At 42.8% G+C, this 12,552-nt stretch carries 8 protein-coding genes and 1 pseudogene; 5 read left to right on the top strand and 4 right to left on the bottom strand.

Features of this window, described 5'->3' with window-relative positions; genetic code table 11:
• The first annotated feature begins 11 nt into the window (after positions 1-11).
• From MMU05_RS04685 to MMU05_RS04675, 3 genes are all read left to right on the top strand, one after another.
• Complete coding sequence (locus tag MMU05_RS04685; RefSeq protein ID WP_241140515.1) at positions 12-2,261, top strand: outer membrane protein assembly factor BamB family protein; 2,250 nt, start codon at positions 12-14, stop codon at positions 2,259-2,261.
• A gap of 222 nt (positions 2,262-2,483) precedes the next feature.
• Positions 2,484-3,698: a cupin domain-containing protein gene (locus MMU05_RS04680; RefSeq protein ID WP_241140514.1), complete on the top strand. Its 1,215-nt coding sequence runs from the start codon at positions 2,484-2,486 to the stop codon at positions 3,696-3,698.
• Between the two features lie 40 nt (positions 3,699-3,738).
• Positions 3,739-4,659, top strand: a complete 921-nt coding sequence (locus MMU05_RS04675) for an RraA family protein (protein WP_241140513.1) — start codon at positions 3,739-3,741, stop codon at positions 4,657-4,659.
• A 161-nt stretch (positions 4,660-4,820) separates the two neighbouring features.
• On the opposite strand, the gene MMU05_RS04670 is transcribed toward MMU05_RS04675, so the two are convergent.
• Positions 4,821-6,752, bottom strand: a complete 1,932-nt coding sequence (locus MMU05_RS04670) for an SMP-30/gluconolactonase/LRE family protein (RefSeq protein WP_241140512.1) — start codon at positions 6,750-6,752, stop codon at positions 4,821-4,823.
• A 428-nt stretch (positions 6,753-7,180) separates the two neighbouring features.
• Between MMU05_RS04670 and MMU05_RS04665 the strand changes: the two are divergent.
• Both MMU05_RS04665 and MMU05_RS04660 read left to right on the top strand, forming a co-directional pair.
• Positions 7,181-8,017 (top strand): annotated as a pseudogene (locus MMU05_RS04665) (alpha/beta hydrolase); the annotation flags it as partial.
• 232 nt (positions 8,018-8,249) lie between these two features.
• Positions 8,250-9,530: a mandelate racemase/muconate lactonizing enzyme family protein gene (locus MMU05_RS04660; RefSeq protein ID WP_241140511.1), complete on the top strand. Its 1,281-nt coding sequence runs from the start codon at positions 8,250-8,252 to the stop codon at positions 9,528-9,530.
• 686 nt (positions 9,531-10,216) lie between these two features.
• Here the strand turns inward: MMU05_RS04660 and MMU05_RS04655 are convergent.
• The 3 genes from MMU05_RS04655 to MMU05_RS04645 form a co-directional block, all read right to left on the bottom strand.
• Positions 10,217-10,885, bottom strand: coding sequence for a class I SAM-dependent methyltransferase (locus MMU05_RS04655; RefSeq protein WP_241140510.1), 669 nt, complete (start codon positions 10,883-10,885; stop codon positions 10,217-10,219).
• Positions 10,886-11,294: 409 nt separating this feature from the next.
• Positions 11,295-11,621: a DMT family transporter gene (locus MMU05_RS04650; protein ID WP_241140509.1), complete on the bottom strand. Its 327-nt coding sequence runs from the start codon at positions 11,619-11,621 to the stop codon at positions 11,295-11,297.
• A gap of 63 nt (positions 11,622-11,684) precedes the next feature.
• Positions 11,685-12,440: an LOG family protein gene (locus MMU05_RS04645; RefSeq protein WP_241140508.1), complete on the bottom strand. Its 756-nt coding sequence runs from the start codon at positions 12,438-12,440 to the stop codon at positions 11,685-11,687.
• Positions 12,441-12,552: the final 112 nt, after the last annotated feature.

The following is a 12,552-nucleotide window of genomic DNA, read 5'->3' as shown; positions in this document are numbered from 1 at the left end:
CTTATTTCCAAATGTTACACAACCCAAAACAACCAGGCTACTTATCATTATTGATTTTTGCCATTCTTTTGGCTATCGGATTATTTTCCGGTTGTAAAAAAGAAGATTCAGATCACCATACCTCTTGGACGCATTATGGAGGATCTCCCGACCAATCCAGATTTTTCAATGCCAAAGAAATCACCAAAGAAAATGTATCGGAACTCGAAGTAGCATGGATGTTTCCTACGGGAGACGAAACACCCTATTTCTTCAGCCCTATCATCGTCGACACTACTATGTACCTGATGGGAAAAAACTCCTCCCTGATTGCTGTCAATGTGGTCACAGGAAAAGAAATTTGGATCCATGCCAACTTGAATGGCATCACAAGAAGGGGGATCAACTATTGGGAAAGCAAGGATAAAACTGACAAGCGCTTATTATTCACCATCAACAATACCCTTCAGGCTATCGATGCAGTTACCGGCCAATCTATTCTCAATTTTGGCACCAACGGCTATGTGGATCTAAGGGAAGGACTTGACAGGGACCCGACTTCCATCAGGAGAATGCAGGCCATGATGCCCGGTGTTTTATTTGATGACCTTTTGATATTGGGTTCAGCGCCGGGAGAAAGCTACTTTTCCCCTCCTGGCCATATCCGCGCGTATAATGTTGTCACGGGCAAACAAGTCTGGACTTTTCATACCATCCCTCATCCGGGAGAATTCGGGTATGAAACCTGGCCAAAAGACGCTTACAAATACGTAGGTGGCGTCAATGTATGGAGCGAAATTTCTGTAGACCCAGAGCGAGGCATTGCTTATTTGCCCATCGGTTCACCGACTTATGATTATTATGGCGCGGACAGGATCGGCAGCAATTTATTTGCAAATTCATTGGTAGCCATCAATGCACGAACTGGGGAGAGAATCTGGCATTACCAGACCGTCCACCATGACCTGTGGGATTATGACCTTTCGCCGGCACCCCAGTTGATGACTGTAAAGAAGGATGGAAAAGAGATCGATGCAGTCGCAGTGGCAACCAAACATGGTTTTGTCTTTGTTTTTGACAGAGTAACAGGTGAACCCGTATTTCCTATCGAAGAAAAACCGTTTCCAAAAAGTGAAATGCCGGGTGAGGAATCTTGGCCAACCCAACCTATCTCATCACTTCCACGCTTTACAAAGCATGAGGTCACGAGAGAGACTCTAAATCCATATTTTCCTGATAGCATCAAACAAGTTTGGAACAACAAACTTGCGGCCGCAAAATCGGGCTTATACATCCCTCCTTCTGACAGATATGAAACAGTCATGATGCCCGGGGCCTTGGGTGGTTCCAATTATGGAAATACGGCTGCTGATCCTGAAAATGGGATCATGTACATCCTGACCCAAGAGCATGCCTCGATATACAAGCTCAACAAAGTTGAACCTCCCAAAATAAACTTATCAGACGATGAACTGAAAAGGGTAAAAACCATGTATGCCACTACCTGCAAAACCTGCCATGGTGAAGATATGTCGGGAGGTGTCGGACCTTCGCTAATGAATGTAGGCCAACACGTGATCTATGATGAATTCAGAAGTACAGTCATCAATGGCCGTGGGCAGATGCCGGGTTTTGTGCATGTGGATGAAGAGACGCTAAAGGCACTTTACCGGTATCTAGGAGGAAATCCAGCCACTTTCAATTTCCGAAGAAATACAGAAACCAAAACACCGGAAGGCAATGTGGTGGCTTCTGGTGGTGCAAAGATAACACCAGATTCAGTCAAAGGAGCTCCGATGTCAGACTATCCTGAAGGAGTTGAGCACCCTGATGTTCGCTATACTACCGAATATGGACTAGAATGGCCAGGATTGGCAGCACCTCCATGGTCATCCTTATTGGCTTATGACTTAAATAATGGCACCATCAAATGGAGCAAACCGGTCGGTCAGGATTCGCTCTATGTGCAGGGCGATCAGTCCAAAGGCGCTCCGGGAGGTGTATTGAGAAAAGGCATGGTCGTCACTTCCACAGGTATTGTATTTGCTACCGCAAAAGGAGGGAAATTGTATGCATTCGATGGGGAGAATGGAAATATCCTTTGGGAGGAAACCCTTAGCCACGAATCAAATGCCCAGCCAAGTATGTACACCCTAAACGGTAAACAATACCTTGTCATCAATGCTACATCCAATTTCGCAAAGGACAGTTATAACCATTCCAAGAAGGAGGGTGCTTTGCCGAAGGGCTATATTGTCTATGCACTTCCGAATGAAAAATAAAAAGATCATCCTATAATTAGCCGGTAACCTGAAATACAAATTCAAACAGGACGGAAGACCGAAGACGGAAGACGGATGTATCGGACATTTCATACTTTAAGCAAGAATTGATTGGATTACCGCTTTATCGGCAACCTAGCTTTCATATTTTAGAAGTTAATTCTAAATTTCTTTAATTAAATAATTAACATTTCAACGACGCCATCAAAACCCAGACATACTATGAAGAAACTTGTTTATTTAATCTCCTTTTTCCTGACATTTCAGGTAGCGGCGCAATCACTTAAGGACCGGATTATCCCCAATGATCCTGCCAAATACCGGGAATTAACCGGGGTCCATGCAGGTGCAGGCAAAATGGGATTTACCCAATTGATAGGGAGAACTGAGCTTTCAACCAACTTCCTTTACCTCCATGCAGGAAAGATTGAAGCCAAATCCGGAATAGGACACCATTTCCACCATTCGATTGAGGAGATGTTTGTCATACTGGATGGTGAAGCCGAATTTACTGTCAATGGTAAAACCTCAAAAATCAAAGCCCCCGCCATCGTTCCCTGCAAAATGGGTGATTCACATGCGATCTATAATTCCACTGACAAAAGTCTGACTTGGATGAACTTTGCTGTAAGCCGCACCAAAGGAAAAACCGATGCCTTTGACTTGGGAGATACCCGAGTCGGAGCCACATTGGATCCTGTTCCGACTTTTGTAAATGGAAGGCTGGAAAAGGAAAAAATGAAACCAAACAATCCTGCCTATGCTGGAGAGAACGTCTTGTACCGCAGGATTCTAGGTTCTGAAGTATTTAGCACGGACTGGAACCATGTCGATCATGTGGTGATTCCTGCCGGGAGTAAAGGGGTGAGCAGAAAATTGGAAGGTTTTGAAGAAGTATATTATGTAACCAAAGGAACCGGAACAATTGCTTTGGGCGGGGAAAATGGAAACATCAAAGCCAATGATGCATTTTATGGCCTGTTGGGTGAAAGCCTGACCTTATCTAATACCGGAACGCAAGACCTGGAACTTTTGGTGATCGGAATTGCGCCTTCCAAACAAAAAGGATTGGCGATCCAAAAACCACTGGTCGAACCAAAATCCGTTGCCCTTCAGATGGAATTTGTCGTGCCAGCCGAAAATGCAAAGGCCTTTGAGCAGATGTATTATTCGATCTATGTTCCTGCCATGACAGTGCAGCAGGGTTACCTCAGTTCCAAATTGCTGAGGATATTCCCTGAAACCATTTCTAAGGAAATCCAAGCAGAACAGACCTCCCACAATTATCAGATCATGATTGAGTTTGATACAGAAGCAAGCCGCAGAAAATGGGTTGCAAGCGGTCAGCACCAAATTGCGTGGCCTGCCGCATCGGGTCTTGCCACAAGTTTCAAATGGAAAGGCTATGAGGTAATGGGGGATGATGATCAGAAATGAGATATTTACATTTCTAAGAAAAACATAAACCAAGTTAATTATGAAATTCTATTTATTACTTTTTTCAATGGTAATTGTCTCGTTGACAAAACCCGTTTCGGCACAAACTATCTCTAAAGAAGAAATCATATTCCTAACCTCAGAATGGAAAGGGGAACGGTTTGCTGATGGTCGGCCAAAGATTTCCGATGACCTTTTGGAGCGGGCAAAACACATCATGGTGGACGATGCATGGACTGTTCTGAAAAACGAAGGCTATCTCAACCAATATGAAGGAGGTTGGAAAACGGTCAACGATACCCTGATGACCGGGCGGGCAGTAACGGCCATGTATATGCCAAGCCGTCCGGATGTAGAAAAAAATATCAAAGCCCATGGAGCCTCCCAAGGCAGAAAAGGAAATACCAATGCATGGCCCATCGATATCCTAACCAAAGGTGACCTGTATGTAGCAGACGCCTTTGGCAAAATTTCCGGAGGAGGTATCATGGGCGCTACCCTTGCAAATTCTATATTAAGCAAATCAGGCAATGGTGTTGTCTTTGATGGGGCTGCGAGAGACCTTCAGGAAATCCGGAATATCAAAGGATTCAATGCTTTCGTCCGTGACTTCCATCCATCATTTACAGAGGAAATGGTCCTGATGGGACTTAATACCCCAATCAGAATAGGAAATGCCATTGTACTTCCGGGTGACTTGGTTATCGCAACCATTGAAGGCGTGCTGTTTGTTCCGGCACACATGGCGGAGCAGGTGGTCAGCACAGCCGAGTTTGTTATCCGCAAAGACCAGTTTGGTTTCGAAATGGTTCGCGAGGGTATCTATAGCACGGGTGAAATCGACAGCCAATGGACTCCTGAAATCAAAGCAGCATTTCTGGCTTGGTTAAAAAAACATCCTGAACTAGGAACCATGACTGCCGCAGAATTGGATCAGGTGATGAGTAAGAGGACTTGGTGATTGAAAGGATATTGGAAATGATATTGATGGATATTTAAAATGATATTAATTGATATTAGTAGATATTGATTCAGAAATAAGCGTTTCAGCTGTGGTTAATATCCATAAATATCCAGTATCAATTAATATCTATTCAACATAAATAAACATCCGATTACCAATTACAGATAATTCACATACCCCTCCTTGTTAGTCTTGATCTTGTAGACTTTACTGAAGCTTACTATAAACAGTGTCTTCATATCATCTCCTCCAAAGCAAAGACTGACCGGAAAAGATGGCAAATTGATCATACCGACATAGGTGCCTTGGTTGTTAAAAATCTGCACGCCATTATAAGTGGCGACATAGACATTCCCTTCTTTGTCGATAGCCATCCCATCTGCACCTGAAGATCTCCCTTTCCTGTCTAGCACATCTCCATTGAGCAATACTTTTGCGAATTTCCGTCCATTGCTGACCGAACCGTCTTCATTCACATCGTAAGCCCAGATAAAATTATCTTTTTCACTTTGGACCGGAAACCAAGATTCTTTGTCGTAGCAGTTGTTGATATAAAGTGTTTTTTCATCAGGACTTAACAATATCCCATTTGGCATGGCAAATTCATTGGGTTCTGTAATCCTTGAGATTTCTCCCTTTGGAGACACATAATATACTGCACGTCCGGGTTGGAATTTCTCAGGTTCCATGGTGAATTGCGGATCAGTAAAGTAAAAACCTCCCTTGGAATCCGTGATGACATCATTGGGTCCATCGATTGGTTTTCCATCAAATTTGTCTGCAAGAACCCTGACCACCTGCCCTTTTGTGGTCATTTCGACAACCTGATGTCCCATCATGTCGCAGACGATCAGGTTTCCGTTTTTGTAAGGATAAAGTCCATTGGTCTGCATCTTGCCTGCTGTGATGTTGCGGTAAGTTCCATCAGGATCCATTTCTACTGTCGAACTCCTTTTTGGGTCTGCATTGAAATCCTTGTCAAAAAACATATTGGAGAAATAGACTTTGCCATTCATCCATTTTGGTCCTTCGGTAAAAAACAGTTCAGGTTGGGTTTTCTTTCCATCAATCAGCAATTCCAACTTTGCATCTTCAGGAATAATGGCCCGAAAGGCAGCAATTTTCTCTTTTTCTTTTTCCAGATAATCAGCTCGGGAAGGCCAAAAAATATCCATCACATCAGCGCCTAGTTCACCGATTTCAGATCCATGCACCATATTTCCCGGGATTCGGACGATCTCATTGATTCCCATCTGCTTCTTTTCATCCATCAAAATTTGATTCACAGACCCCCTAAGTACCATCATCATCTGCTCCTCGGGATGGATATGTTGGGCAAATACCGAATCAGGATCCATGGATACAAAGCTCAGCAACATGTTCTTGCCGGAAATCAATCTCGTAAAAGCTCCGGGTGCAAGTTCAGTAAGCTGTATGTCATAGAGGTCATACACTTTGTTTGGACTCAGGTTGGAATTTTGCGGGGATTCTATGTCTGCCATTTCCGCAGGAAGGTCTTTTGCACCGGCTTTTTGAAGATAATCAATACGGAATGGACTGTAGACTTCGAGCAATTTGGCACCATTTGGTCCTGCTGTCAGGGCATTTTTACTACCCTTTTCCAAATAGACAATATCCGCTCTTGGAGTACCTCCATTCACCCCATCAGGAGCTTGCCTCTTGATAGCTACCATTTCTGTAAGTGAGTCATTGATTAATTGCTGAACCTCGCCTTCCATGACCATCATGATCCTATCGGCAGTAAGAATTTCTTCAGGAATGACTGCTTTAGGCTCAAGTTCTACAAAACTTCCCATCGCACCGCTTCCCCAAAACACTTTTGCCATCACACCGGGATAGAGTTCAACGGATTCAATGCTTTCAATCTTTTTTGGCTGAGCAGCCTCAAGATTGGATGCTATGGTGGTTTCCGGAAGGGTAAGATTTCTTTCTGTCAAACCATACTGTTGAATGAGTTCCTTATTTTTCTGATCCCAATCAGGAGCAGAGGAAGTGCATCGCATCATGACAAATACCAAAGGGACTGACAGTCCCCAAAAAATAGCTTTCGGATTTATTTTGAAGGTCATGGGTTTAACAGGTTTATTTGGAATCCAAAAATTAGCTATAAAAATCTAATTATTGCAGCAATCTCAATTCCGAAAAACTGCTTTGGTAAGTTTTGAAAGGATTTGGTAAACATTTCATATCTATCATGGATTTTGGGTAACCATGGTGTTCGGTATTTTTTTCTCTATTTCATAGCGCATCTTGCTATTTAAATTGGGTTAATTTTAAATTACTTACAACCGAATTAACTTTAAATATATTCGACAAGGCCGGAAAAGTTCAGTTCCACAATTGATTTGCAGGACTATCGAGGTTGATCTATATACAAATATATTTTCTCAGGCCTAAATCGATAAAATATTACCTGCATTGACTTCAAAAACTTTGACCAATTAACACCTCCCAAAACCTCCATCCTATGAAAAAAACTCTTTATCTCTTTATCTGCATGATAATCACCTTCGGAAATGGGATTGCCCAAAACTTGGAAAAACAAGCACCACAAGGCTTTGACGTTGTGAGAAATGACATCCCCAAAGGAAAAATCGATACCATCAGCTATAATTCCAAAACAGTCGGGGTCACCCGAAAGGCAATCATCTATACCCCTCCCTCTTACTCCAAAAGTAAAAAATACCCTGTCCTCTATCTCCTTCATGGAATCGGTGGAGACGAAAAAGAGTGGCTTACCCACGGACAGCCGCAGGTAATCCTAGACAACATGTATGCGGACGGGAAGCTTGAACCCATGATTGTGGTCATGCCAAACGGCCGCGCCATGAAGGATGACAGGGCTACCGGCAATATCATGGCTCCTGACAAAGTCGAAGCCTTTGCGACTTTTGAAAAGGATTTGTTGAATGACCTGATTCCATTTATCGAAAAGAAATATCCTGTTCTCAAAGACCGGGAAAACCGCGCAATTGCAGGGTTGTCGATGGGAGGCGGTCAATCCCTGAATTTCGGACTCGGCAATCTTGACAAATTTGCCTGGGTAGGTGGATTCTCTTCAGCCCCCAATACCAAAGAGCCGTCAGTTCTCGTCCCCGATCCTCAGGCCGCCAAAGACAAATTGAAATTGCTCTTTATATCATGTGGTGATGCAGACAACCTCATCCGATTCAGTGAGCGAACCCATGAATATTTGGTAGAAAATGACGTACCGCACATCTATTATATTGAACCGGGAGTCCATGATTTCAAAGTATGGAAAAACGGGTTGTACATGTTTTCAAAGCTTTTGTTCAAACCTGTGGACCAAGCGGAATTCAAAGAATACAGCATGGGCAGTAAGCATTTATAAAAAACACCTTACATCCGCCGCCACCTGCATCTCTGTCATAGAAAAATCTAATTATGGGTAATTGTAATTATCCCTTCCCACTTTTCTATTAGGATATACATCTAATCCCGCATTTTTCTATATTTAACTAGTCAGGAATAGCGCTTTGCTGTCCCGTCGATACGGTGACAATAAGGCATACACACGGCTTGGAACACACCCAACTGGACCAAATATGAACAGAAGAGATTTTATACAGAAAACTGCCCTCAGCACTGTCGGTCTGATGGGCTTCAATGCCTTGTCTGACTTGGGAGTCAAAGCCATGGCAAATGCCCCCGATCTTAAGATCACCAAAATCGATATTGTGCGATTCAACAAGGACCTGAGAGTGGCAGGTTCAGAAGTGCAGTGGATGTGGGTGCGGCTGCATACTGACGCAGGCATTATCGGGACGGGTGAAACTTATCCCTTTAATGAGGCGAGTTCTTCTGCAATAAAAGACCTGGAATGGCACAGCTGGGCAGGTAAACTAATTGGAACGAATCCGCTGGAAATTGAACAAACTTGGGAACGGATATTCAGACAAAATGCCTTTCATGTGACCGGCGGTGCCGAGATGCGCGCATTGTCAGCAATCAATATCGCCCAATGGGATATTCTCGGGCAGGTAAGTAATTTGCCACTGTATCAATTGCTTGGGGGCTCAAAAAATAAAAAAATACGGGTATATAACACCTACACCGATTCGAGAAACATAAACGGTTGGAAACTCGAAACTGATATGGAAAAAATCGCCCGGTTTCTCGTGGACCAAGGTATCCCTGCCATCAAATATTGTCCTTTCGATATAGTTGGAATTAGAAATAAAGGTGAGTATATATCTCAAAAAGAAATAGATCAATCTTTGACCTGGATCAAGCGGGTGCAGGATACGGTGGGTAATGATCTTGAAATAGGCTGCGAATTTCATAGTATTTGGAATCTCCCGAGTGCCATTCGTATCGCTAAGGCCCTTGAACCCTACAACGTCATTTTTCTCGAGGACATGCTGCTCCAAGATAATATTCAGGCTTCCGTAGCGCTCAATCAGGAGACAAGTATTCCTTTGGTCGTTAGTGAGCGCCTTGCCACGCGTTTTGGTTTTAGGGAAATGTTTGAGTCCAAAGCAGCAGAAATAGCCATGTATGACCTTACCTGGTGTGGGGGATTATCTGAAGGAAAGAAAATTTCAGATATGGCGAATACTCACTACATCCCCACAATGATGCATACTGCAGGTGGGCCGATCTTGTGGTACGCCTCCACACATTTGGCTGCCGCAATCACCAATCTGTACTTTGTAGAAAGCGTCTATCCATATTGGAAAGAGCGGGATTCCTACTTCTTTGCCAACTCACCGCAAGTCAAAAACGGTATGGTTACCCCACCCGAATTGCCCGGTCTTGGGCTTCAGTTCAGACCGGGATTATTTGAAAGCAAGGATGTAATTGTTGAAACCATAGCCGGGAAATAAAGGTGTTTTATTAGGCTTCTTCAGTGGAGATTTTTTACCAATAAATAAAAAAGATTTTAAAGTTAAACCTAAATACATATCATGGATATACGCTTCTTTGCCAGTAACCCTATTTTCTTCTTCATGGGGACGGAAGACGGAAGTCGGAAGACCCCCGCCTGTCGTCGGGCAGGGATGTACCGGATATTTCAGTCTGCAGACAAAAATTTAAATGGATATCCAATCTACTGGCATAATTGTGTACATACATTATACATATTTTAAATACCCATACTGACTTACTGTGGAAATTTTTTAAGGCAAGAATCATTTTGAGTTTACTTCTAGGTTTGGTAGTGATGAATCCTGCTAGAATTTTTTAGCAGGAATATGGAAAGGGTACAAGCCAATAAAGAAAGGCTTTACCATTGAACAAGTCCCAATTAATTCCAGGCAAAACTTCAAGGCCATGCATACAATGATTTACCAAATAAAAGGCATAGTCAGAGCAATACATTTTTTTATCGCCAAAAGCTATGCAGGCAGCTATCTTGGCTGAACATTGTTTCAAGGTCAATATTCGAAGAAACAATTTTCCAAAACCTGTTTTCTAGAATGGTGAAGGCTAATCCTTCTTCGTATCAAAAAATTAAGTGTACTTAAGTAGAGACCTCTAAAATTTTGAACTATAAGCATGAAAACCAAAGCTAAAAATCATAATATATATCGTCCCTGTTTTTCAGGCCCAAGGTTTTGAAAATTCTTCGCTTCAAAGGAAAAAGAAACGCCAACCTGTCTTTGAGAAGGTGTGCGGAATGGAGGTAGGTGCTTTCGAAGAGGTGCCGCTGACTTTGATTGATATGTAATTTTTGACCTGCATGTTGGGGATCGTAATTAATCAATGCCAACCCTCCCCACATTTCCCTATAAGTGCCATTATGCCAATAGGACCCGGTTACATAATCCAATTCCGCGTAAGTCACAAACTCCGTATGGCTTTCCAAAAATGTCCGGATTCCTTTCCGGCATTCGGGATTGAAACTGTCATGCATCAAAATGGTGATGGGATGCTTGTGCGGATATTTAAAAATAGCTTCTAAATCACGGTAGACCCCTTTACGGGTATGGTCACCATCCACCAAGATGAAATCCAGTCTTCTTCCCTCTTTTTCTATCTGCTGAAAAATGTCAGTGATACATTGGACAGAATCTCCAACCACAAAATCTACATTTGGGAATTTGGGAGACAAAAATTTTCTTGATGAATCACTGATATCTATGGAATAAACCTTCTGGGAATAGTGGCTGATCACCTGCAAGCTTCCTCCTTTAAAGGTACCGATTTCAATAGAAACGTCCGGAGATAGCTTTTTCATTAGCCCCATAAGGCAGTATTTCTCCGACCTGGACATTTGCCAATCAAGTGATTCGTCAACCTTAAAATCCGTCAAAAGAGGATTACCAATATCATCTATCATTTTATTTTCGAAGAGTGATGGGATTCTTAATGCCTGCCAATTTATCAAAAAAAAACCATCTACCTAGGGCAGCAATTTCTTATCTGTGCAGTCCGGGATGTCTACAGGAAAAATTAAATAATCGATAGACAAAAAAACAGAAAGGTTCCCAATCTTCCCACTTTGCGAAACCTTAGTGTCTTTCGCGAAAAAAAAGAAAGATGACTAATGAATGTTGTGGGTACAAAACCATTGGCAATGTTAAATCCAGCTTCAGGAGAAGCGGGATAACAGAATATTTGTAGTGACACCAACATTGGCAGATTCCTCAATTCGCAACGGCTTTGAGGCCCACAATGGACCCGATCAAAGTAATCAGAAAAAATATCCGCAGAAAAGTAGCAGGTTCTTTAAAAATAAAGATTCCAACGATTACCGTTCCCACTGCGCCAATCCCGGTCCATACCGCATAGGCGGTGCCGATAGGCAGCGTTTGCGTGGCTTTGATCAGGAGGATCATGCTGATACCTAGGGCAATCACAAAACCGCCATACCATAAGTACATTTCATTTCCTGAGGAGCCTTTTGCTTTTCCCAAGCAGAAAGCAAATGCCACCTCAAACAATCCCGCTATGATTAATATGATCCAACTCATCTGTCTATGTTTTTGTGCAAATGTGGTCAATGCAAAGGCAGGAAAATTATTTTTGAAACATTATTACCCTTTCTCCCCCAAAATAGCGGCAGGCTTGATGACTTCCTTTCTGCGGAGTTTATATTCAACAATGGCGTATTTGCGGATATGTTCCTCCATCTCCTCCACAGAATCAGTAAGTAAAAATAATTCCAAATCTTCCTTATTGATCGTGCCGTACTCGGCAAGGTGCTGTATGTAGGTATACAGGTCATGGTGAAAGTCACTGCACATCAGCACCACCGGGAACCTGCGCATGACCTTGGTCTGGATCAAGGTCAAAGCTTCAAAGAATTCATCCAAAGTCCCAAATCCACCCGGCATGACCACAAAGGCAAAGCTATATTTGGAAAGCAGCACTTTTCTCACAAAAAAGAAATTGAAATCCATCCATTTGTCCAGGTATGGATTCGGTTTTTGCTCAAAGGGAAGGATGATATTGCAACCGATGGATTTACCTCCGACATTTTTTGCACCCCGGTTAGCGGCTTCCATGATGCCGGGACCGCCGCCTGTCATGACTGTAAATCCCAATCTGCTGACACTTTCCCCTACCCTGACGGCGAGCTTGTAGAATTTGTCGTCTTCTTCAAATCTTGCCGACCCAAAAACAGTGACACAAGGCCCCACAAAGTGCAGCATCCGAAATCCCCTGATAAATTCCAACATCACTTTGATGACAAATTTAAAATCTTTCCACCTGGTCTGGGGTCCTGCATAAAAATCCTCTTCTTCGGGATTGACTAAGGGTGAAAACCCTTTAACATCTTCTTTGATCATGGGGTAAACCTAATTACAATTGTGAAAATTGACACGGGAAATTTATGGTTCCCTTTGCAGTAAAAAAAATTTATGCTAAAAGGATTATGCCTTTTCTCTTAGGAGCATGACT

Origin of the sequence: Cognataquiflexum rubidum (genome assembly GCF_022538115.1) — a bacterium.
Lineage (GTDB): Bacteria > Bacteroidota > Bacteroidia > Cytophagales > Cyclobacteriaceae > Cognataquiflexum > Cognataquiflexum rubidum.
The sequence above is the reverse complement of the archived record's forward strand: the minus strand, read 5'-3'. Positions and strand labels throughout refer to the sequence as shown.

What these genes read in the sequence shown, in the direction of transcription:
- MMU05_RS04685 (WP_241140515.1), top strand. Translation starts at nt 12, where the DNA reads ATGTTACACAACCCAAAACAACCAGGCTACTTATCATTATTGATTTTT.
- MMU05_RS04680 (WP_241140514.1), top strand. Translation starts at nt 2,484, where the DNA reads ATGAAGAAACTTGTTTATTTAATCTCCTTTTTCCTGACATTTCAGGTA.
- MMU05_RS04675 (WP_241140513.1), top strand. Translation starts at nt 3,739, where the DNA reads ATGAAATTCTATTTATTACTTTTTTCAATGGTAATTGTCTCGTTGACA.
- MMU05_RS04670 (WP_241140512.1), bottom strand. Translation starts at nt 6,752, where the DNA reads ATGACCTTCAAAATAAATCCGAAAGCTATTTTTTGGGGACTGTCAGTC.
- MMU05_RS04660 (WP_241140511.1), top strand. Translation starts at nt 8,250, where the DNA reads ATGAACAGAAGAGATTTTATACAGAAAACTGCCCTCAGCACTGTCGGT.
- MMU05_RS04655 (WP_241140510.1), bottom strand. Translation starts at nt 10,885, where the DNA reads ATGAAAAAGCTATCTCCGGACGTTTCTATTGAAATCGGTACCTTTAAA.
- MMU05_RS04650 (WP_241140509.1), bottom strand. Translation starts at nt 11,621, where the DNA reads ATGAGTTGGATCATATTAATCATAGCGGGATTGTTTGAGGTGGCATTT.
- MMU05_RS04645 (WP_241140508.1), bottom strand. Translation starts at nt 12,440, where the DNA reads ATGATCAAAGAAGATGTTAAAGGGTTTTCACCCTTAGTCAATCCCGAA.